Raw genomic sequence first — 20,602 nt, 5'->3', positions numbered from 1 at the left:
CCCAATTATTTCTTATGTTGATCGGAGAATGGCAATAAAGCCAAGAAACGAGCACGCTTAATAGCAGTGTCTAACTGACGCTGATATTTTGCTTTTGTGCCTGTCAAACGAGCAGGAGTGATCTTGGCGTTTTCGCCAACAAAGTCCTTCAATGTATCTACATCTTTATAGTCGATTTGCTCAACGCCACCAACGGTGAAACGGCAATAACGCTTACGCTTGAACAATGGGTTCTGAGCAGGTTTCTTTTTGAAATCGGGTTTCTTTCCAAACGCCATGATGATTTCCTCTTTAACTTTTCAATTGAATATGGGTAATATGGAAAACAAGTCTTTGATTACGTAGGGTCTTGGGTGCTAAGAATCCTTCGAACACTGCCTGGGCTCCTAAGTCCATTCGCTCTAGATCCTTTTGTATTGGACCGATTGCAAGGGCTTCAACACTCATCTCAATTTTCCTAGCCACTCCTACCTCGTTTGCTTGACCGCTATGTTCTAGCTGACAATGCATCACCGGTATTCCTGCTGGTGTAAATCGGATTGCGTCTTTAGATACCAAGATTGCAGTGAGGGTGAAATGATTCATCGCCGCTCCGCCACTCTGATACGTTTTCTAGTCTGTGTATTCCTTTTCAAATATCTAACTTATTCCACAGCTACAGAAGCTTCGGAATGAGAAGATTTACGGGCTTCTTCACGTTGCACTTCTTTCATCATGATGGAAGGCTCAGTTTCAGCTTTCTTAGTCTTGATGATGAGGTGACGCAAAACAGCATCGTTAAATTTGAACGCATGCTCGAGCTCTTCCAGAGTTTTCTGGTCGCACTCAATATTCATGCAAACGTAATGGGCTTTAGCAAGCTTGTCGATCATATAAGCCATCTGACGACGACCCCAATCTTCAATACGATGAATTTTGCCGCCCGCAGCTGCTAATGTAGCTTTGTAGCGATCGATCATCGCAGGCACTTGCTCGCTTTGGTCCGGATGGACGATAAAAACGATTTCATAATGACGCATCAAACACTCCTTAAGGATTAAGTCACCTGAGCGTCTTGCTAATTTCTGATGGTATTGAAATTAGCGCCAGTGTGACAAGGTAGTAACAAATTGTAGGTAATGCTTACAACACTTTTAAAACCACTTTTCAGTGCTCACTTGATTACAGGCAAGAACGTTATTCTAGCAAAAAAATCCTGCCAAGTCAGGGGTTTACCCATTTTCTTTGCTTGTTTTTCAGCGTTGAGGGATAACTGAAGTGCAATTCTGGCCCTAGGGGTTGTCAAACTACCGGAGGCTAAGCACCCAGACAGGTCTTTTTCCGGAATATTAGGAAAAGTTGAGCCTGACCCAGTTCTGCTAGTTCGAACAAGGGCAACTCCTTTAGCTACCGCCTGCGCTAATGGGGTCTGCCATGCATCATGAAAGCCGCCCATTCCGCTTCCAGCCAGCACTATGCCCTTCACTTCAATATTCATCCAATGAGCCACTGTCTCAGATCGAGCGCCTGCATGACTGGTCAAAATCTCCACCCAAGGCCATTCGTTTCCAGTTGGAATCGGAAGATCCTCAACCCATGCAGCCTGAACCGCTTTAACACCGAACAGCCAAGAAGGGTTAATTAAGCCCGCCGAGCTGCTAGGAGATGACTGCAAAGGAGCATTTAGTGAGGTGGTATGGCGTTTAGCCAAATCCATTGCCATACACGCCCGACCATCCATCACAGCATAGATGCCGCCAGGACAATTATCGATGGGTGTAGAGGCCCACTTTATGGCATCCAATAGATTGGAGGGACCATCTGCCTCTGGAGCATTGCTGGGCAACATCGCTCCAGTCAAAATAACTCTCTTACCCAATTGATTAGAAAGCTGCCCGCAGGTCAATTGCAAAAAGATACCTGTTTCCTCAATCGTATCGGTGCCATGAGTAATGACAATGCCGCGCACGGATGGGTCAAGTAGAGATTTACGAACTGCTTCCCCGAGCTGACTTAGCAAATCCTCGGTTAAATTACGACTACTGATATTGGCTAATTGCTCTGTAATTAACTCCAGCCCGTCAGGAATAGCTGGTTGGATATGAGCCAACAAGGACCCAACACTCACTTGTCCAGGCTCATATTCCAGTGGCTTTTGGGGCGAAGATGCCAAACCAGCGATGGTTCCCCCCATTCCCAATACCAAAATATGGGGTGTTTTTTCAGGGTTTTTTAGATTTGTACTCATCATTCCATTATCCCCCTGTAAAAATCCTTGAATTATCAAAAACTGCTGTATACAATCCCAGTATGGACATAAATACAGTTGACTATCACGAGGAGCTAACTGCCCTCCCAAAACTCACTCCACGTCAGGGTGAGATCCTGGAATTGATTGGTAAAGCAATTGAGGAAAGTGGTTTGCCACCTACTCGGGCAGAAATCGCCAATCAACTTGGATTTGCTTCTGCCAATGCTGCTGAAGAACATTTACGCGCATTAGCAAAAAAAGGATACATCGAATTAACACCGGGAACTTCTCGCGGGATTCGTATTCCCCAACGTTTTAATCAAATGCATCACACTAATCAATATCGTCAGATGTCTTTACCGTCTGGCGCATTACAACAACTTACCCTGCCTTTAATAGGTCGTGTTGCGGCTGGCTCTCCAATCATGGCTGTTGAACATATTGAAAAACAAGTCCCCATTGATCCTAGTCTTTTCAGTAAGGGTGCTGACTATCTGTTGAAAGTACAAGGGATGAGTATGCGTGATGCAGGCATCTTAGATGGTGATTATTTAGCAGTCAGAAAAACAATTGAGGTTCGTAATGGCGATATCGTCATTGCACGCCTAGATGATGAAGTCACAGTAAAACGCTGGCATCAAAAGAAAACTGCCAATGGAATGGTCATTGAACTACAGGCCGAAAACCCAGATTTTAAAAATATTGTGGTTGATAGTCGTCAAACTAACTTCGCCATTGAGGGCCTGGCTGTTGGACTCATTAGGGCCGAAGGCCTATAAGCCTGAGCAGCTTAGGCACCAAACAAAAAGACCTCTTGTTAGAGGTCTTTTTGTTTGTGAATGCCAGCCCTACTTTATTTCTTAGGGGCCACAACATTCGCATTTTTAGGAGATGCAGTTATCGTAATTAAAGTTTTGGGTCCAGTAAAAGAACCATCATTTAATTCCACAGTAGAGGTGCGATCACCTTTAGTAAACACCAAGATGCTCGTCTTCGCTTTAATGGCGCTTACAGTTGTCCACCCTGCTTTGGGATACTCTGCTTGGAAAAAAGCGTAGATGTCAGTTGAATTTTGTACGCCTGTTAAAACAGCCCTACCAACCCAGTTATCGCCACGACCAATAATTAAAGAGTCTGCACTCAGAATTTTTGAGCCCGCAGGTAAGGGCATATCCCCTAAGAGTTGCGATTGAATCTCTTGAGATTCACTTGAGGCGTTGTTAGAAGAGTCGCCAGAAGATGCGCATGCAAGCAACATCAATGAAAGTAATGTTGCGGCAATACTGCCTCTAGAAAAAATCGGGGAATTCATCATATATTTACCTAACAACTCAATGGAACTATTTTAGGGGATACCCCCAAATCGTCAAGGCAAATTACTGGAGGCGCGTGAGGGAATCGAACCCCCGTACGAAGCTTTGCAGGCTCCTGCCTAACCACTCGGCCAACGCGCCATATACCTAAATCAAAAATGGGAAGCTTTGAGGGCTTCCCATCGAACTTGGAGCGGGAAAGGAGGTTCGAACTCCCGACCTATACCTTGGCAAGGTATCGCTCTACCAGCTGAGCTATTCCCGCATAACAGGGCGACAGTTTAGCAAACAATCTGCCAGAAAGCATTATTCGTTGTTAAAGGAAAGGTTGCCACAATCCTGATAGAGCTCCAAAGCCTCTCTGCCAAGGGGTTTTAGGGATTAATCGAGCTTCCCGTTGATCTGAGGCAAAGCCTTTTTCATGTAATAGAACATTGACCATAATGTTAAAAAAGAGGCGACCCAAATTAACCAAGTTCCTACTCTGGCGCAATCTAACCATCCAAATAGAGTGTCGTTGAGCAATAAAAAAGGAATGGCAATTAGTTGCGCGGTTGTTTTCAACTTACCAACCATATGAACTGCCACACTCTTACCAGCACCTAATAATGCCATCCACTCCCTAAGAGCCGATATCGTTATTTCGCGACCAATAATGATGAGGGCGACCCAGACCTGAACACGATCCATATTCAACAAGACCAAGAGAGCAGCAGCAACAATCAACTTGTCTGCTACGGGGTCTAAAAATTGTCCGAAGGCGGATTCTTGCTTCATGCGCCTTGCTAAAAATCCATCTAACCAATCAGTGACAGCTGCGAAAACAAAAATAATGGTCCCAAGAAGATTTTTCTCAAACGGAGAAAGCCAACTATTGGGAAGATAAAAGACTGCTACCAGCAATGGAATTGCTGCTACACGCAACCAAGTTAAAGCGATCGGTAGATTGAATGGCATGGGAGAAGAATAAACTAATTGAGCAGTATTGCACTCAATGCAGTTGACGATAGATTTGCTCTGCAAGGATGAGTGAGACCCCTTCTACACTTGCAATTTCTTCAATACTGGCATTAGCAACCCCTTTTAAACCCCCAAAACGTGCCAGTAACTTCTGACGACGTTTTGCTCCAATTCCCTCGATTTCCTCAAGACGTGAGACTGTTCTGGCCTTTGCACGCTTAGCCCGCATACCCGTAATGGCAAAACGATGAGCCTCATCTCTAATCTGCGCTACTAGCAATAGTGCTGCGCTATTAATGCCTAACTCCAGTGAAGTACGCCCATCTGCAAAAATAAGTGCTTCTAATCCAACCTTACGCCCTTCGCCTTTAGCGACCCCCACAATCAAACTAATATCAATTCCAAATTCGGAAAAAACCTGTCTGGCCATCTCTACCTGACCTTTGCCGCCGTCTATCAAGATGACGTGAGGAATTTTTTCTAGCGGCAACTCTTGAAAATTAGCATAACGTCTTTGCAAGACCTGGCGCATTGCCGCGTAATCATCTCCGGGAGTAATATCCTTGATATTGAAACGGCGATACTCGCCTGACTGCATCGCATTTTTTGCATACACCACACAAGATGCTTGCGTGGCTTCACCAGCAGTATGGCTAATGTCAAAACATTCGATACGTAACTGATCCAGACTTTCTAACTCAAGAGCCAAAATGTCAGCTAAAGAACGTGCTCTTGCCAATTGTCCGCCAGTCTCGACTAAGCGCTTAGTCAATGCTAGCTTGGCATTCCCTTCCGCCATTGCTAGCCAATGACGCCTTTGTCCTTGAGGCTGATGCAAGAAAGTAACTTTTCTACCGGCTTGTGTATTTAATAAATCATGTAGATCTGCTGGCGGAGTATCACTTAGTAAAGCACCATCATCAGTAGCAGACTGTAGAGCATGATTTAAAACCAATACGGGAGGAATTAAATGGGTACTTACTTGCTCATCATTAGCCACATCTTCTAAATAATGTTGGGCAATAAAGGCTTCTAATATTTCTGCTGGGGATGGAAGCTCACCAGCTGTGGTGCGCAGACCTTTTGGAAAATAAGCTCGATCTCCAAGGTGTCTTCCGCCTCGTACCATCGCCAAATTCACGCATATCATCCCCTCCATTTGGGCGACAGCAATAATATCTACATCGCCCTCGCCATCTACCACAGTATCCATGGCTTGTTGCTGTAATACGCTAGAGAGGTCGGCAATGCGATCGCGTAATATAGCTGCCATTTCAAACTCCATCGCCTCACTATGTGCATGCATCTCTTTTTCTAATTCAGATAAGACACGACTATGATCGCCCTCAAGAAATCGGGTTGCTTGGGCTACGTCTTGCCCATATTGCTCAAGACTTAAGCGCCCTACACAGGGAGCACTACAACGATGAATTTGATGCAATAAACAAGGGCGACTTCGATTCTTAAAAACAAAATCTTCGCAGGTTCTCAGACGAAATACCTTTTGTAGAATTTGAACACTATTGCGAACAGCCCAAGAATTGGGAAAAGGTCCAAAGTAATGATTTCGTTTATCGACCTTGCCACGATATGAAGCCAATCTGGGAAACTCGTGTCCTGTCAACATCACATAGGGATAAGACTTATCATCCCGAAACAAGATATTAAAAGGAGGAGCTAACTCCTTAATAAGATTATTCTCAAGAATTAAGGCTTCAGTCTCTGTCCGTGTTACCGTTGTTTCGTAGCGGGCTATTTTGCCCACCATCAGTTGAATGCGGGGTGAAAGCTGCGTACGCTGAAAATAACTGGATACTCTTTTTTTGAGATTGCGTGCTTTGCCTACATATAGAATCTGCCCCGCCTCATCAAAGAATCGATATACCCCCGGCAATCCGGGTAGCCGTTTAACATCCTGCTGAAGGGTTTCAAAAAGCGAATTGCTCATGCGTTGGGATATTTTCTGCCAAATCGTAGACAACTATGGTGATGCTGGTATTTGCTGGCGCCTAGCCAGAAGCTTATCAAGCCTTCATGGCCAAGAAGTCCGCATTTTTTGTGATGACTTACCAACCCTTAATTTACTCGCTTCTGGAGTAGACCCTGAGATTAAAGCAAAAATTGAACTACTGCCCCTGGAAGCAAGTTATAGCAATGCTCGTCATCCAGTACAAGCGCCAGATGTAGTGATAGAGGCATTTGCTTGTGACCTGCCTGAGCGCTATCTTGCCGGTCTTTTTATTGCTACAAAAAAACCCATCATGATTAATTTGGAATACCTCAGTGCTGAACCTTGGATTATGGAATTTCATGGCAAAGCATCTCCACAATCTCATGGCATACCCAAATATTTTTTCTTTCCAGGATTTCAGGATGAGGTGGGCGGTTTATTACTTGACCCAGTACCTCAGATTAGTCATCTCACGGCTACTCAAATTCCACCAGCCCTCAAAGATGTCTGGTCAGCATTGCGTCCGGGAGTAAAACGAATCAGTGTCTTTTGCTACCCCGGAGCCCCACTAGGTAAATGGTTAGAGGACTTGAGTACTCTTGGAGAGGAATTCGACATTCTTTTGACATATGGTCATGCTGAATTACTAGGATCTTTTAGTGGGCAGCAAACTTCGCTTCCCAATCATATTCGCCTACTGTCAATCCCATTTGTATCTCAAGATGAGTATGACTGGGTACTTTCCCAATGTGATTTCAATATCGTACGTGGTGAAGATTCTTTTGTAAGGGCACAGCTTGCAGGTAAACCATTCCTTTGGCACATTTACCCCCAAGAAGACCGAGCACATGAAGCCAAATTAGCTGCCTTTTTAGACCTTTATTTGGAAACAGCAAACCAAGAGCTCAGGCTTGCTACGATTGCTGCTATGACCTGGGCAATGCCAAGTCAATGGATTTCCTCTTTAGATGATTGGAGTAACCACGCCCTTACTTGGCGCCCCCATTTGCTTAAAAAACAGCGGGATGGTGGCTTAGCTGCACGTCTGCTTCGTTTTGTAGGCTAAACCCAAGCAATATAGCTCTGCGGGCGGTTACAATGTTGGTATTTGATAAATACCGCAGAATAATCACTCTGCACCCAGGAATAGCAAGATGAAAACAGCACAAGAACTCCGCGTTGGTAACGTAGTCATGATTGGCACTGATGCCATGGTCGTTTTGAAGGCTGAATACAGTCGTTCTGGTCGCAACTCCTCTGTTGTGAAAATGAAATTCAAGAATTTATTAACTGGAGCACCTAACGAGGGCGTCTATAAAGCAGATGACAAATTCGATGTTGTCATTTTGGAAAAGAAAGATTGCACCTATTCTTACTTCGCTGATCCAATGTATGTATTTATGGATGGCGAATACAACCAGTATGAAGTTGAAGCTGAGTTCATGGGTGATGCTTTGAACTATCTAGAGGAGGGTATGCCTTGTGAAGTCGTGTTCTACGAAGGTAAAGCACTTTCAGTAGCCATGCCAAACTCTTTGGTTCGTGAAATCACATACACCGAACCAGCTGTTAAAGGCGATACCAGCTCCGGCAAGGTATTGAAGAACGCAAAACTGGCTACTGGCTATGAATTGCAAGTTCCCCTCTTTTGCAACACTGGCGACAAAATTGAAATTGATACCCGCACTGGTGAATACCGTAGTCGCGCGAACTAATTACGCACTTGCTTCGTGAAAAGCCCAGAAGATCTGGGCTTTTTTATTGATGAATTTCATACCATAATATCTAGACTATGACATTTGATATCACCCCCGAAATCCGACGCTTAAAAATTGAAGATATCCCGCAATTGATTGAATGCATTAGACGCTGCTATGGAGATAGCTATCCTTTTCATGATATGTATGATCCGGTAGCACTGCAAAAGATCATTGTCGATAAGATGATGCACTCAGTAGTTGCACAACACCCTGATGGCCACCTTATAGGACATTGCGCGCTTACTTTTGATAGCACTCACAACACCACACCTGAAGCTGGAAAAATGGTGGTTGATCCTGATTATCGAGGTCATCACATCGCTGAATCAATGGCTAAGATGCGCATTGATATTGCTAAAGAATTAGATCTAGTCGGCTTTTGGACTGACTGCGTTACTAATCACCCCTATAGCCAACATGAAATGATTGCCTTTGGTGCCCAAGAAACAGGGATGCTCTTAGGCGCTTCACCTTCTCGTGAAATGGCTGGCTTACAAAACTTTACTGATACTAGAATGTCATTTCTTTCCTGCTATCTGCCTTTGAAGGAACAGATCAATACTATTTACCTACCACAACATCATCTTAATTTTGTGGGTGATCTAGCGCAGAAGATTAATGTCAAAAGAACGATCATGCAGTCTAATGTGATGGGATCGGGTCAATCAGAATTCAACATATCAGTGAATACTGAGACCCAAACAGCCAATATTAAAGTATTACATATTGGAGAGGACTTTTCTGCAAGGATCAGCGCTGAACTTGCAAAGCTTGAGTCTTTGAATCTAGCATTTATTATGCTCAATCTGCCGATATCACAGGAGGGAGCTGCTCTAGCCTTTTCTCAACTAGAAGATATGGGATTTTTCTGGGGAGCATGGCTACCTAATTACTCAGCACATGGAGATGTACTACGTCTACAAAAACTTCATGAATCAGTGAATGTAGATGAGATTATTTGTGCTAGACCACAAGGAGAAAATATTAAACAATATGTCATCTCCGAATGGAATCGAGTATCCCAAAAAAGTAGTGCGCTATAGAATTAACTGAAACTGCTTCAGTAAACCTTTAGCATGCTGATACTCAGCTTGTTCCTGCAACTCATCCCAAGTGAATGCTGTAGACTTCGGCATTAAACGATTTAAGCGTTGCATTGATTCAGAGTGCTTTGTTTGTGTAAGTTTAAGCTTGGAGAGTAATTGATCAGCCAAATCAGGGCGATTGCAAATTAAGACAGCATCACAACCTGCCTCGAGCGCTAGCTCAGCACCCTTCACCACTGAGCCGGCTACGCTAGCCCCTTCCATTGATAAATCATCACTAAAAATCACGCCTTCAAAACCAAGTTCTTGGCGCAAAATAGAGTGCAGCCAAATCTTTGAAAAGCCTGCTGGATGTTGATCAACTTTTGGATAAATCACATGGGCCGGCATCACCGCAGCCAAACTTAAGTCTAGCCACTCATAAGGCTTAGCATCCTCGTTTAAGATTTCTTTTAAGGATCTCTCATCTACAGGTATAGCTACATGAGAATCGGCCTCAGCCCAACCATGCCCAGGAAAGTGCTTGCCGCAGTTAGCCATATCTGCCAGACGCAAACCTTCATTCAAACTCTTTGCTAAGGCAAACACAATCTGAGGATCACGACTAAATGAACGATCGCCGATCACACCACTACGACCAAAATCTAAATCGAGAACGGGAGTAAAACTCAAGTCTACCCCGCAAGCCCTTAGTTCAGAGGCCAAAATATAGCCACAAGCTGTAGCAGCCGCCATTGCCAAAGCTGCCGATTCTGCTGGATGAGTCGATTTACTTTTAGTAATCCATAACTCACCTAATTTCCGCATGGCTGGAAGATGCGTAAAACCATCAACCTTGCAGCGCTGGACACGACCCCCTTCATGATCAATTGAAATCAGTACGTCCGGACGTAATTTCTTGATATCAGCCGTTAACTTCGTAAGCTGCTTACGATTAGTAAAGTTCCTAGCAAACAAAATAACACCCCCAGTTAGGGGATCTAAAATTCTGCGTCGATCTTCAGCGTCTAATTCAAGACCTAGCACGTCAAGTGTTATTGGGCCAGGGCCTAAAAGAGATTTACTCATCAATTTCCTTGTACTGACTATTTTTGAACGACGATAACATGAGCAATAGCCATATCTTGTTCATCACTCACTGTCACTTGTGCTTCCCAATTTTTTTCTTGCATAAATTGAGCTAAGGCACCTAGGTAACTTGTTACTGGCTTCCCGCTTGGCTCATTCAGGGTTTGCAAAGATCGCCATGTCATTGGCATTCTCATGCCCAATCCAATCGCTTTTGAAAAAGCTTCTTTTGCAGCAAAACGAGTAGCCAAGAAAGCAATGCCGCGTTTGTGATTTCTGGCAAGACGGTGCTTAAATACCAGCATCTCATCTGGACCCAACACTTTTTCAGCGATACGACCTTGCGTACGATCATAAGCAGCTTGTAAGCGATTAATTTGTAAGATGTCTGTGCCAATACCAATGATCATCTTGATGATCCTGCTCTACCTTTAACCATCAGCGCCTTCATATCGGTGATAGCTTTTTGCCAACCTTTAAATAAAGCCTCAGCAACAATCGCATGGCCAATATTCAGTTCTGACAACTCAGAAATACCTGCAATAGGCATGACATTACCCTCATGTAGTCCATGACCTGCATTCACTCTTAATCCTATGCTCACGCCATATTGCGCGGCTTTTTGAATGCGCTCTAATTCTTTAATCTGCTCTTCACCAGATACATCGGCATAACGACCAGTATGCAACTCAACCACCGTAGCCCCAACATCCTTAGCTGCCTGAATTTGCTTTTCATCAGGATCAATAAATAACGATACGCGAATACCTGCGCTTTTCAATTGTTTTGTGGCAGCCTCTACCGCGACATAATGCCCTAGAACGTTTAAACCACCCTCAGTAGTGACCTCTTCACGCTTTTCGGGAACGAGACAAACATCATGAGGCTTAACTTGACATGCAATGTTGATCATTTCTGGAGTAACAGCGCACTCTAAGTTCATGCGTGTTTTGATTAAGGGTCGTAATGCCATTAAATCGGCATCTTTAATATGACGTCGATCTTCACGCAAATGGAGCGTGATTAAATCTGCTCCAGCCTCTTCGGCTAAACGTGCTGCCCTTAAGGGATCTGGATAAGTAGTACCCCGCGCATTACGCAAAGTTGCCACGTGATCAATATTGATCCCGAGTTCTAGGGCATTAGAGATTTTCATCGCAATAGCTTACTAGATTTTCTTCAAATCAATCAAAATTTGACGAGTTGTCAAAACCTGATCTTGGAGATGAAGCCCCAATAAGAAGCGCATTAGCTGCTTACTTTCGGCAAGAGTCTCTAAATCAGAAAAATCACCAGCAGCAATAGCTAAGAGAGATTTTCCAGAAAGAATAGGCCAGTGCCCAGGGTCATCAGTCTGAATAGGCCGCACACCTCGCTCGGGCTGGTAAACATACTGATCTATCGCTATGGGAGCTTCATTTGTTTCAACACATCGATCAAGCGCCGCTGCATAACCCGTTTCTTGTAAAAGGGAAAGTTCAAAGGGACGCAGAATCTCTTCCAAACCCTTAGATTCAAATTCGAGATTAGATAATGCATTAATTGTCTGAGAATAACTATCGTAAAGTTTTTCATATTCATCTTCACGCGCTAAAAACTTAACCAACAACTCATTCAAATAAAAACCGCAAAGAAGAGCATCTCCTACTAGCGAGGGCATACCCCCAACCCACTCTGATTTAGTTAAAGTCCGTAACTCCGATTTACCACTCCAAGAGACCAATAGCGGCTGGAAGCGCTGTAAAACCGGTCTTAAAGTAGAGTGCGGGCGTTTGGCGCCTTTAGCAATCAAGGCCATGCGGCCATGCTGCCGAGTAAACACATCCAAAATCAGACTAGTTTCTTTGTACGGAATACTGTGCAATACAAAAGCAGGTTCATCAGCAACACGAATCGAGGCCATCTGCTTTATTCCAAACCTTGTGCCCGTAGCTCAGCACGATCATCAGCCCAACCACGCTTTACCTTTACCCAGGTTTCTAAAAAAACCTTACCGTCAAATAGCTTTTCCATATCAATTCGAGCATCAGTAGAAATCTTTTTGAGGCGCTCACCTTTTTGACCAATAATCATCGCCTTGTGACTGTCACGATCAACCAGAATAGTAGCGGCAATACGGCGCATCTTACCGTCCATCTTAAATTGACCTATTACCACGGTGCTGGTGTATGGCAATTCTTCACCAGTAAAACGAAATACCTTCTCACGCAAGATCTCAGCAGCCAAGAAACGCTCACTGCGATCTGTAATGGTCTCGCCATCATAGACAGGGGGCGCTTCAGGTAAATATCCCTCGAGGACATCGAGCAGTCTTTGAATATCGCCTGGGCTCTTCGCGCTCATCGGAATGATTTCAGCAAACTCAGACTTCTGATCTTCATGTCCACCTAATTCACACCAAGACTTTGCCATTTCTTGAATAAAGTTGAGTAAAGCTTGATCGCGTTCCGAAGGGGTCTGAGAGCGGCTATTAAAAAGATCTAATTTATTGAGAACCAATACTACCGGTAAATCATCAGGCAAAAGCTTTAATACTTTCTTATCATCTTCACCAAAATAGCCCGCCTCAACTACAAAGCACGCGACGTTCACATCTTGCAATGCTGTAGTGACTGTTCGGTTCAGTGCTTTATTTAAGGTATTTAATAAGCGGGTCTGAAAACCTGGCGTATCAATGAAAATAAACTGGGCCTCTTCGCGATTTTGAACCCCTAAAATGCGATGACGCGTTGTTTGCGCCTTTCGAGAAGTGATGCTGATCTTTTGACCGACTAATGCATTCAAAAGAGTGGATTTACCCATATTGGGACGCCCCACAATGGCGATGGTGCCACATCTAAACACGATTAGCCCTTCAGCTTGAGGTTCAATTGCTCTTCAGTCACTTCTTTTTTAGCTGCTTTTTTCTTGGCTGACCGAGTTTTCTTTGGTTTACGTGATTCTTGGGGTAAGGCTTTTAATACCGCTATCAGTGCAAGCTTAGCAGCAACCTGCTCGGCTGCACGTCGTGAAGCACCTTCGCCTTTCACACCCACCTTTAGGTTGGGAATAAGACACTCCACTTCAAATTGTTGATTATGGGCAGCACCACTTGTGCCAATCACGTTATACGTTGGTAGTGGCAATTGATAGCTTTGTAAACACTCTTGTAATAAGGTTTTATCGTCTTTACCCAAAGTCATCGGATCTACCTGAGCAAGAATCACTGAGTAGAGTTTTCTAAGGCATGCTTTGGCTGCCTCAAAACCACCGTCAAGAAAAATGGCGCCAGTGACAGCCTCTAAGGTATCAGCCAATATCGATGGGCGACGAAAGCCGCCACTCTTTAATTCGCCCTCACCTAAGCGCAGATAATCTGACAGCGAAAGAGTTTGTGCAATCTCATATAGCGCTTGCTGTTTGACTAAGTTAGCCCGTACACGAGAAAGATCCCCTTCATCTAAATCTGAGTAGCGCTCATAAAGCATTTCTGCAACAACGCAATTTAGAATAGAGTCACCCAAAAACTCTAAGCGCTCATTATTTTTTTTACTATGGCTACGATGGGTAAGCGCCTGGTTTAATAACTCGAGTTTTTTGAAGCTATACCCAAGTCTCTCTTGAAGCGGTGCAGTTTCTATGACGGCGCGCGCATTCATGATGTTTACTCAAAGCCTCCGATACGACCGAGGTTACCTAAATTTAACCAAACAAAGAAAGCTTTCCCAACAAGGTTCTTTTCAGGAACAAATCCCCAATAGCGAGAATCAGCGCTGTTATCACGGTTATCTCCCATAGCAAAATAATGGCCAGCAGGTACCTTACAGGTCAAACCAGTTTGCTGATACTGACAAAATTCTGCGCCGGGAAAACGCTCTGATGGTAAAAATCCAGCAGGACGATCGGGATCATTCAGGATATCGTGACGATTACCGTCTAAATCAGCCGGGAAAGTTTCAGTAAACCGCTTGGCATAGCGCATATTCTCGGGATCAAGGTATGGTTCACCGCCACTGTATTGCAAAGGCTGTCCATTAATAATCAAGCGCTTATCTTGGTACTCAATGATATCGCCAGGTAGTGCAACAACCCGCTTAATGTAATCGACCGACTCATCGCGTGGGTAACGAAATACGGCAACATCTCCACGTTTGGGCGATCCCATATCAATCACTTTTTGATTAATGACTGGTAAACGGATACCGTAGGTAAATTTATTAACCAAAATAAAGTCACCGATTTGTAAAGTTGGAATCATGGATCCCGATGGAATTTTGAAAGGCTCAATAATGAATGAGCGCAGTACAAACACGGCACAAATCACTGGAAAGAATCCAGCCGTGTACTCCAACCATAGTGGCATACGAGCAATACCCGCCCGCAGTCGCTGGGGTGCGAAGTACAGTTTATCGGCTATCCAGGCGATTCCAGAAACAATCACCAAGATAAAGAGAATCAGTGCAAAGTTCATTAACCTTCTACCTGCAAAATTGCCAAGAAGGCTTCTTGTGGAATCTCCACATTACCCACTTGCTTCATACGCTTCTTACCTTCTTTTTGTTTCTCTAATAACTTACGCTTACGTGATATATCGCCGCCATAACATTTGGCTAAGACGTTTTTACGCAAGGCTTTGACATTTTCACGCGCGACAATGTTACTGCCAATTGCCGCCTGAATAGCAACATCAAACATTTGACGTGGAATAATGCCGCGCATTTTAGAGACTACCTCACGACCACGGTGTTGACTATTGCTCCTATGGACAATAACCGATAGAGCATCAACCCGATCACCGTTAATCAAAATATCGACTTTCACTACATCAGCTGGGCGATATTCTTTAAACTCGTAGTCCATTGAGGCATAGCCCCGTGAAATAGATTTGAGACGATCGAAAAAATCCATCACAATCTCTGCCATCGGTAACTCATAAGTCAGTTGTACTTGTCGACCTAAATAGTTCATGCCCGTCTGAATGCCCCGCTTACCGACACACAATGTAATGATCGAACCTACATACTCTTGAGGCATATAAAGATTAACGGTAACAATCGGCTCCATGATGGTATCGACCTTACTAGTCTCAGGCATCTTTGATGGGTTATCTACCATCAAGATGCTGCCATCGGATTGCTGCACTTGATACACCACAGTTGGTGCGGTTGTAATCAAATTCATATCGTACTGACGTTCTAAACGCTCTTGCACGATCTCCATGTGCAGCAAGCCTAAGAATCCGCAGCGGAATCCAAAACCTAAGGCCTGAGATACTTCTGGCTCGTACAGCAGAGAAGCATCATTGAGTTTCAATTTCTCAAGGGACTCACGCAGCTGATCGTATTCGCTTGCCTCTACTGGATATAAACCAGCGAATACTTGAGACTTTACTTCTTTAAATCCTGGTAATGGAACGACAGCGGGCATACGACCTACCTGTCCGATAGCGTGCGTAACGGTATCACCTACTTTTGCAGCTTTTAATTCCTTAATTCCAGAGATAATGAAACCTACTTGACCTGCACTAAGCTCAGGCCGATCAACTGACTTTGGACTAAAGACCCCCACGTGCTCAACTAGGTGAGTGGAGCCATTAGCCATCAAAGTAATTTTGTCTTTAGGTTTCAGGGTGCCATTGATAACGCGAACTAACATCACCACACCAACATAATTATCAAACCAAGAGTCAATGATGAGGCACTGTAATGGCGCGCTCGCATCGCCTGCAGGTGGTGGCACACGACGAATCATTTCCTCAATGACTTCATGAACTCCTAGGCCAGTCTTTGCAGAACAAGTAAGAGCATCAGTAGCATCAATCCCAATCACATCTTCAATTTCTTGAATGGCACGCTCTGGATCAGCTTGCGGCAAGTCAATCTTATTCAGTACCGGAACCACTTCAACACCCAACTCGATAGCGGTGTAGCAGTTCGCTACTGTTTGCGCCTCAACGCCCTGACTAGCATCAACTACCAATAAAGCGCCCTCACAAGCCGATAAGGAGCGACTGACCTCGTATGAGAAGTCTACATGCCCCGGGGTATCAATCAAGTTGAGGTTATAAATTTTGCCGTCTTTGGCCTTGTAATGCAGTGCCGCAGTTTGGGCCTTAATGGTGATGCCGCGTTCACGCTCAATATCCATTGAGTCAAGGACTTGAGCCTCCATCTCTCGATCAGAAAGGCCACCGCAAAGCTGAATAATGCGATCAGCAAGTGTTGATTTGCCATGATCAATATGGGCGATGATAGAAAAATTGCGGATTAAATCCATAGCGTCTAATTAGGTCATTCAAAAAACGCCTTGTCAGAACACACCACAATGATGCGCTGCAAAAAGTCGTCTTAAATGGATTGTAATGGGTGGCGCCGATTTGGCGCCTAAGCCCATTTTTAGGCCTTATTTAGCCTTATTTTGGCCTTACAGGGATCACCAAAGTGCTGTCTGCACGACGGACAAAGACTGGAACAGCCTTATTGGTGTCAAGGCTTTTGACAAGGGTCTCAAACTGCTTAACCCCGGTGATATCAGCATCTCCAATGCGGATAATGACATCCCCTGCACGTATTCCCGCTCTAGCCAACGCCCCATCTCCAGCAGTGGTCACTTCAATTCCGCTTTTAATATTGAGCTCTTTCTTTTTAGCATCAGATAAATCGGTGACAGTAACCCCTAATGCATTGGCATTTGGACTGTTTGACGATGGTGTATCTGTCTTTTTACTGGCTGCCTGTGTCGACTCGCTATCACCAACAGTGACAGTTAGTTCACGATTAGCACCCTTGCGCCAAACCTGCACAGTGGCATTAGCACCAGGTTTTGTTTCCCCCACTAAACGTGGCAAATCAGTAGATTTTGCAATCTCACGTCCATTGAAGCTGAGGATGACATCGCCAGATTCAATACCACCTGCAGACGCAGGGCCTCCAGGATCAACATTGCGCACGTATGCACCGCGTGGTTTACCTAGTCCTAAACTCTCTGCAACCTCTTTAGTCATCTCACCCAAAGCAACACCAATTCGACCACGCGTCATTTTGCCGCTGGTTTTTAATTGATCAGCAACGCGCATTGCTTCATCAATTGGAATGGCAAAAGAAATTCCCATGTATCCGCCTGAGCGACTAAAAATTTGGGAGTTAATGCCAATCACTTGGCCAGCAGTATTGAGAAGTGGACCGCCCGAGTTTCCTGGATTTACCGCTACGTCAGTTTGAATGAATGGAAGGTAATCACCAGTATCACGACTTTTGGCGGAAACAATACCAGCAGTCACTGTGTTCTCTAGACCAAATGGTGAGCCAATAGCCAATACCCACTCACCCACTCTCACTCTTGAAGAGTCCCCTAAAGTCAGTTTGGGCAAATCTCGCGCTTCAATCTTCACCACTGCAATATCAGTGCGCTTATCCAAGCCCAATAATTTGGCTTTGTATTCACGCTTATCCGTTAACGTAACATAAATAGTATTCGCACCCTCAACCACGTGAGCATTAGTCAAAATCAAACCGTTAGACTCAATAATGAAACCCGAGCCAACACCGCGATCAGACTCCTGTGGTTTTCCGGGATTTGGTTGTGCTTGTTTAGGTGTACTAGGAACACCCGGAATGGGTACCCCAAAGAAGCGACGGAAAAACTCCGCTTGTTCCTCAGGCATTCCAGGAATACCGCCTTGGGCTTGTTGAGCTTGAACCTTTTCGGTAGTACGGATATTTACCACTGCCGGACTTGCTTTCTCAACTAAGTCAGCAAAATCAGGAATCATTACCCTTGGATTTTGCGCAGAGGCAAGGGGTATAAACGAAAGGTGGCCAAGGCTCATGACCGCCAATAGCGCAATAAAGTATTTTTTCATAATGCTAGCCTACTTGGTAAAAACCAAAAAATGGAGATAAAGACAATATTAGGGCAACTTGCCAAAAATCAAGGTGCCATTAGTACCACCAAAGCCAAAGTTGTTTTTAACCGCATGGTCAATCTTCACGTCCCTGGCTGTATTGGCACAGTAATCCAGATCACATTCAGGGTCTTGATTGAAGATATTGATCGTTGGAGGGGACTTCTGGTGATGAAGCGCCAGAATAGTGAAAACAGACTCCAAGCCTCCAGCGCCCCCCAAAAGGTGCCCCGTCATCGACTTGGTTGAGTTAATTAAAGTTTTTTTAGCGTGATCACCCAAAGCCGCTTTAATAGCTTCAGTTTCGTTCTTATCACCTAAAGGTGTGGAAGTGCCATGGGCATTAATGTATTGAATTTGATCAGGATTCAGACCTGCATCTCGCATGGCATTAATCATGCAACGTCGTGGGCCATCCATATTAGGTGCGGTCATGTGATAAGCATCACCACTCATACCAAAGCCCAACAGCTCACAGTAAATTTTTGCACCCCGAGCTTTAGCGTGCTCATACTCCTCAAGCACAATCACTCCCGCACCTTCACCGAGCACAAAACCATCTCGATCCTTATCCCAAGGACGTGAAGCAGTTGCAGGATCATCATTACGAGTGGATAAGGCTCTTGCAGAAGCAAAGCCCCCAACACCTAATGCAGAGATCGTCGATTCTGCACCACCTGCAAGCATGACATCCGCATCACCGTACTGAATCAAACGAGTAGCCAGACCAATACTATGCAATCCAGTAGTACAAGCAGTTACTGCAGCAACGTTTGGGCCTTTCAGACCAAACAAAATACTGAGGTGCCCAGAAATCATATTAATGATTGAGCCTGGAACAAAGAATGGTGAGATACGACGAGGACCCCGAGCAAGAAGCTCAGCGCCAGTCTCTTCAATCATGGGCAGGCCGCCAATCCCTGAGCCGACCATCACACCAATGCGCTCTGCGTTTTGCTCGGTAACCTCTAAGCCACTGTCACGAATCGCTTGTGCCCCAGCAGCAATGCCGAAATGAATAAAGCTATCCATATGGCGAGCTTCTTTGGCAGAAACATATTCTTCGACATTAAAGTCTTTCACCTCTCCAGCGAAATGAACGCTCAGAAGAGAGTGGTCAAACTTCGTGATAGTGGCAATGCCTGATTTGCCAGCAAGCAAATTAGACCATGCCACATCAACAGAATTGCCAACAGGTGAAATGAGACCAAGACCGGTAACTACAACCCGGCGTTGGCCATTTGATACTGACACAGTGGTACCTAGGCTAGGGAGTTAACCCTGAGCTTTTGATTTAGCGAAGTCGATCGCGAGCTGAACTGTGGTGATTTTTTCGGCTTCCTCATCAGGAATTTCGATACCAAATTCATCTTCCAAAGCCATGACCAGCTCAACAGTGTCAAGAGAGTCAGCGCCCAGGTCATTCACAAAAGAAGATTCATTCTTGATATCTCCTTCAGCGACGCCTAATTGCTCAGCGACGATTTTCTTAACGCGTTGTTCGATGTTGTCCATTAAGTCCCCCAGGGGTTGTAAAAAAATGATTGACAGATTTTATCAGCTTGGCGAAGCAATCTTGCAAATCCGCCAAAAAATGACTAAATCCTTGATTTGTCATTAGCTTAAATATAGCCCGCCATTGACATGTAAGGTGTTACCCGTAATATATCCCGCAGCTGGAGAGGCCAAGAACGCCACTGCCTGAGCTACGTCCTCAGGACTACCCAAACGAGCTAAAGGAATATTCACTTTTAGGGCATTTTGCTGTTCTTCGCTAAGTGCACGCGTCATATCGGTATCAATAAAGCCTGGGGCAACACAATTTACAGTGATATTGCGACTGCCAATTTCACGTGCCAGGGCTCTTGTCATGCCCGATACACCTGCTTTTGCAGCAGCGTAATTGGCCTGACCTGGATTGCCCATATGGCCCACAATCGACGTAATATTAATAATGCGGCCAGCACGAGCCTTCATCATCGGGCGAATAACTGCTTGAGATAAACGAAATACCGCACTTAAGTTCGTATCGATCACATCAGACCACTCTTCAGACTTCATGCGCATCGCTAAATTATCTCGAGTAATTCCAGCGTTATTGACCAAAATATTAATACCGCCATACTCTTTCACAATGTGATCAATGATATTTTCGCAAGCGTTTGGCTCGGTGACATTTAAAAATAAACCAGCACCGCCTGATGATTTTAAACGAGCATCAATTGCTTTTGCGCCTTCGCTAGACGTGGCAGTTCCAATCACTTTGGCGCCACACTTTACTAACTCATCTGCAACCGCTTGTCCAATGCCACGGGAGGCGCCGGTAACTAACGCAATTTGTCCGCTTAAGTCGAGATTCATATTTATCTTTCGCTATTTTCTCTATTACTAT

The 20,602-nt window shown here is 44.6% G+C and carries 23 protein-coding genes and 2 tRNA genes; 4 read left to right on the top strand and 21 right to left on the bottom strand.

Features of this window, described 5'->3' with window-relative positions:
- Positions 1 to 5 precede the first annotated feature (5 nt).
- The 4 genes from rpsR to ABWP14_RS00860 all read right to left on the bottom strand — a co-directional run bounded on the left by rpsR (position 6) and on the right by ABWP14_RS00860 (position 2,227).
- Positions 6 to 278, bottom strand: a complete 273-nt coding sequence (gene rpsR, locus ABWP14_RS00875; RefSeq protein WP_173943182.1) for a 30S ribosomal protein S18 — start codon at positions 276 to 278, stop codon at positions 6 to 8.
- A gap of 13 nt (positions 279 to 291) precedes the next feature.
- Positions 292 to 585: a primosomal replication protein N gene (gene priB, locus ABWP14_RS00870; protein WP_353201086.1), complete on the bottom strand. Its 294-nt coding sequence runs from the start codon at positions 583 to 585 to the stop codon at positions 292 to 294.
- Between the two features lie 59 nt (positions 586 to 644).
- Entirely contained in the window at positions 645 to 1,019 is a 375-nt protein-coding gene (rpsF, locus tag ABWP14_RS00865; RefSeq protein ID WP_353201085.1) for a 30S ribosomal protein S6, read from the bottom strand.
- Between the two features lie 134 nt (positions 1,020 to 1,153).
- Positions 1,154 to 2,227, bottom strand: coding sequence for an asparaginase (locus ABWP14_RS00860; protein ID WP_353201084.1), 1,074 nt, complete (start codon positions 2,225 to 2,227; stop codon positions 1,154 to 1,156).
- Between the two features lie 62 nt (positions 2,228 to 2,289).
- On the opposite strand from ABWP14_RS00860, the gene lexA reads away from it, so the two are divergent.
- Complete coding sequence (gene lexA / locus ABWP14_RS00855) at positions 2,290 to 3,009, top strand: transcriptional repressor LexA (protein ID WP_353201083.1); 720 nt, start codon at positions 2,290 to 2,292, stop codon at positions 3,007 to 3,009.
- A 74-nt stretch (positions 3,010 to 3,083) separates the two neighbouring features.
- Here lexA and ABWP14_RS00850 read toward each other — a convergent pair whose 3' ends face one another.
- From ABWP14_RS00850 to uvrC, 5 genes are all read right to left on the bottom strand, one after another.
- Positions 3,084 to 3,542, bottom strand: coding sequence for a hypothetical protein (locus ABWP14_RS00850; protein ID WP_353201082.1), 459 nt, complete (start codon positions 3,540 to 3,542; stop codon positions 3,084 to 3,086).
- 68 nt (positions 3,543 to 3,610) lie between these two features.
- Positions 3,611 to 3,684 (bottom strand) — tRNA-Cys (locus tag ABWP14_RS00845).
- 48 nt (positions 3,685 to 3,732) lie between these two features.
- Positions 3,733 to 3,808, bottom strand: a tRNA-Gly gene (locus ABWP14_RS00840).
- A gap of 116 nt (positions 3,809 to 3,924) precedes the next feature.
- Positions 3,925 to 4,500, bottom strand: a complete 576-nt coding sequence (gene pgsA / locus ABWP14_RS00835; RefSeq protein ID WP_028819192.1) for a CDP-diacylglycerol--glycerol-3-phosphate 3-phosphatidyltransferase — start codon at positions 4,498 to 4,500, stop codon at positions 3,925 to 3,927.
- A 34-nt stretch (positions 4,501 to 4,534) separates the two neighbouring features.
- Positions 4,535 to 6,451 carry an excinuclease ABC subunit UvrC gene (gene uvrC, locus ABWP14_RS00830; RefSeq protein ID WP_353201081.1) on the bottom strand — a complete coding sequence of 639 codons (1,917 nt, stop codon included), beginning with the start codon at positions 6,449 to 6,451 and terminating at the stop codon, positions 4,535 to 4,537.
- On the opposite strand from uvrC, the gene earP reads away from it, so the two are divergent.
- The 3 genes from earP (at position 6,450) to ABWP14_RS00815 (ending at position 9,257) form a co-directional block, all read left to right on the top strand.
- Positions 6,450 to 7,520 (top strand): elongation factor P maturation arginine rhamnosyltransferase EarP, encoded by a 1,071-nt coding sequence (earP, locus tag ABWP14_RS00825; RefSeq protein WP_353201080.1) that lies wholly within the window; start codon positions 6,450 to 6,452, stop codon positions 7,518 to 7,520. The genes uvrC and earP overlap by 2 nt on opposite strands.
- Positions 7,521 to 7,608: 88 nt before the next feature.
- Positions 7,609 to 8,169: an elongation factor P gene (efp, locus tag ABWP14_RS00820; protein ID WP_353201079.1), complete on the top strand. Its 561-nt coding sequence runs from the start codon at positions 7,609 to 7,611 to the stop codon at positions 8,167 to 8,169.
- Between the two features lie 77 nt (positions 8,170 to 8,246).
- Positions 8,247 to 9,257, top strand: coding sequence for a GNAT family N-acetyltransferase (locus ABWP14_RS00815; protein WP_353201078.1), 1,011 nt, complete (start codon positions 8,247 to 8,249; stop codon positions 9,255 to 9,257).
- On the opposite strand, the gene nagZ is transcribed toward ABWP14_RS00815, so the two are convergent.
- The 12 genes from nagZ to fabG form a co-directional block, all read right to left on the bottom strand.
- On the bottom strand, positions 9,252 to 10,328 hold the full coding sequence (gene nagZ / locus ABWP14_RS00810; RefSeq protein WP_353201077.1) for a beta-N-acetylhexosaminidase: 1,077 nt from the start codon (positions 10,326 to 10,328) through the stop codon (positions 9,252 to 9,254). The two genes, ABWP14_RS00815 and nagZ, sit on opposite strands and share 6 nt — an antisense overlap.
- Before the next feature lie 17 nt (positions 10,329 to 10,345).
- A complete protein-coding gene (acpS, locus tag ABWP14_RS00805; protein ID WP_353201076.1) occupies positions 10,346 to 10,738 on the bottom strand; it encodes a holo-ACP synthase in 393 nt (130 codons plus the stop codon).
- Positions 10,735 to 11,484, bottom strand: coding sequence for a pyridoxine 5'-phosphate synthase (gene pdxJ, locus ABWP14_RS00800; protein ID WP_353201075.1), 750 nt, complete (start codon positions 11,482 to 11,484; stop codon positions 10,735 to 10,737). Before pdxJ ends, acpS begins: the two co-directional genes overlap by 4 nt.
- 12 nt (positions 11,485 to 11,496) lie before the next feature.
- Entirely contained in the window at positions 11,497 to 12,231 is a 735-nt protein-coding gene (gene recO / locus ABWP14_RS00795) for a DNA repair protein RecO (RefSeq protein ID WP_353201074.1), read from the bottom strand.
- A 5-nt stretch (positions 12,232 to 12,236) separates the two neighbouring features.
- A complete protein-coding gene (gene era, locus ABWP14_RS00790; RefSeq protein WP_502930128.1) occupies positions 12,237 to 13,130 on the bottom strand; it encodes a GTPase Era in 894 nt (297 codons plus the stop codon).
- Positions 13,131 to 13,174: 44 nt separating this feature from the next.
- Complete coding sequence (rnc, locus tag ABWP14_RS00785) at positions 13,175 to 13,966, bottom strand: ribonuclease III (RefSeq protein WP_353201072.1); 792 nt, start codon at positions 13,964 to 13,966, stop codon at positions 13,175 to 13,177.
- 5 nt (positions 13,967 to 13,971) lie between these two features.
- Complete coding sequence (lepB, locus tag ABWP14_RS00780; RefSeq protein WP_353201071.1) at positions 13,972 to 14,778, bottom strand: signal peptidase I; 807 nt, start codon at positions 14,776 to 14,778, stop codon at positions 13,972 to 13,974.
- On the bottom strand, positions 14,778 to 16,583 hold the full coding sequence (gene lepA, locus ABWP14_RS00775; RefSeq protein ID WP_353201070.1) for a translation elongation factor 4: 1,806 nt from the start codon (positions 16,581 to 16,583) through the stop codon (positions 14,778 to 14,780). Before lepA ends, lepB begins: the two co-directional genes overlap by 1 nt.
- A gap of 136 nt (positions 16,584 to 16,719) precedes the next feature.
- Positions 16,720 to 18,168: a DegQ family serine endoprotease gene (locus ABWP14_RS00770; protein ID WP_502930121.1), complete on the bottom strand. Its 1,449-nt coding sequence runs from the start codon at positions 18,166 to 18,168 to the stop codon at positions 16,720 to 16,722.
- Between the two features lie 48 nt (positions 18,169 to 18,216).
- A complete protein-coding gene (fabF, locus tag ABWP14_RS00765) occupies positions 18,217 to 19,464 on the bottom strand; it encodes a beta-ketoacyl-ACP synthase II (protein WP_353201069.1) in 1,248 nt (415 codons plus the stop codon).
- Positions 19,465 to 19,485: 21 nt separating this feature from the next.
- Positions 19,486 to 19,725 carry an acyl carrier protein gene (gene acpP / locus ABWP14_RS00760; protein ID WP_028819177.1) on the bottom strand — a complete coding sequence of 80 codons (240 nt, stop codon included), beginning with the start codon at positions 19,723 to 19,725 and terminating at the stop codon, positions 19,486 to 19,488.
- 102 nt (positions 19,726 to 19,827) lie between these two features.
- Complete coding sequence (gene fabG / locus ABWP14_RS00755; RefSeq protein ID WP_353201068.1) at positions 19,828 to 20,571, bottom strand: 3-oxoacyl-ACP reductase FabG; 744 nt, start codon at positions 20,569 to 20,571, stop codon at positions 19,828 to 19,830.
- Positions 20,572 to 20,602: the final 31 nt, after the last annotated feature.

This window comes from Polynucleobacter sp., from assembly GCF_040400325.1.
Taxonomy (GTDB): domain Bacteria; phylum Pseudomonadota; class Gammaproteobacteria; order Burkholderiales; family Burkholderiaceae; genus Polynucleobacter.
The sequence above is the reverse complement of the archived record's forward strand: the minus strand, read 5'-3'. Positions and strand labels throughout refer to the sequence as shown.

Coding starts and splice junctions, on each gene's coding strand:
- rpsR (WP_173943182.1), bottom strand. CDS start 278: ATGGCGTTTGGAAAGAAACCCGATTTCAAAAAGAAACCTGCTCAGAAC.
- priB (WP_353201086.1), bottom strand. CDS start 585: ATGAATCATTTCACCCTCACTGCAATCTTGGTATCTAAAGACGCAATC.
- rpsF (WP_353201085.1), bottom strand. CDS start 1,019: ATGCGTCATTATGAAATCGTTTTTATCGTCCATCCGGACCAAAGCGAG.
- ABWP14_RS00860 (WP_353201084.1), bottom strand. CDS start 2,227: ATGAGTACAAATCTAAAAAACCCTGAAAAAACACCCCATATTTTGGTA.
- lexA (WP_353201083.1), top strand. CDS start 2,290: ATGGACATAAATACAGTTGACTATCACGAGGAGCTAACTGCCCTCCCA.
- ABWP14_RS00850 (WP_353201082.1), bottom strand. CDS start 3,542: ATGAATTCCCCGATTTTTTCTAGAGGCAGTATTGCCGCAACATTACTT.
- pgsA (WP_028819192.1), bottom strand. CDS start 4,500: ATGCCATTCAATCTACCGATCGCTTTAACTTGGTTGCGTGTAGCAGCA.
- earP (WP_353201080.1), top strand. CDS start 6,450: ATGCGTTGGGATATTTTCTGCCAAATCGTAGACAACTATGGTGATGCT.
- uvrC (WP_353201081.1), bottom strand. CDS start 6,451: ATGAGCAATTCGCTTTTTGAAACCCTTCAGCAGGATGTTAAACGGCTA.
- efp (WP_353201079.1), top strand. CDS start 7,609: ATGAAAACAGCACAAGAACTCCGCGTTGGTAACGTAGTCATGATTGGC.
- ABWP14_RS00815 (WP_353201078.1), top strand. CDS start 8,247: ATGACATTTGATATCACCCCCGAAATCCGACGCTTAAAAATTGAAGAT.
- nagZ (WP_353201077.1), bottom strand. CDS start 10,328: ATGAGTAAATCTCTTTTAGGCCCTGGCCCAATAACACTTGACGTGCTA.
- acpS (WP_353201076.1), bottom strand. CDS start 10,738: ATGATCATTGGTATTGGCACAGACATCTTACAAATTAATCGCTTACAA.
- pdxJ (WP_353201075.1), bottom strand. CDS start 11,484: ATGAAAATCTCTAATGCCCTAGAACTCGGGATCAATATTGATCACGTG.
- recO (WP_353201074.1), bottom strand. CDS start 12,231: ATGGCCTCGATTCGTGTTGCTGATGAACCTGCTTTTGTATTGCACAGT.
- era (WP_502930128.1), bottom strand. CDS start 13,130: ATGGGTAAATCCACTCTTTTGAATGCATTAGTCGGTCAAAAGATCAGC.
- rnc (WP_353201072.1), bottom strand. CDS start 13,966: ATGAATGCGCGCGCCGTCATAGAAACTGCACCGCTTCAAGAGAGACTT.
- lepB (WP_353201071.1), bottom strand. CDS start 14,778: ATGAACTTTGCACTGATTCTCTTTATCTTGGTGATTGTTTCTGGAATC.
- lepA (WP_353201070.1), bottom strand. CDS start 16,583: ATGGATTTAATCCGCAATTTTTCTATCATCGCCCATATTGATCATGGC.
- ABWP14_RS00770 (WP_502930121.1), bottom strand. CDS start 18,168: ATGAAAAAATACTTTATTGCGCTATTGGCGGTCATGAGCCTTGGCCAC.
- acpP (WP_028819177.1), bottom strand. CDS start 19,725: ATGGACAACATCGAACAACGCGTTAAGAAAATCGTCGCTGAGCAATTA.
- fabG (WP_353201068.1), bottom strand. CDS start 20,571: ATGAATCTCGACTTAAGCGGACAAATTGCGTTAGTTACCGGCGCCTCC.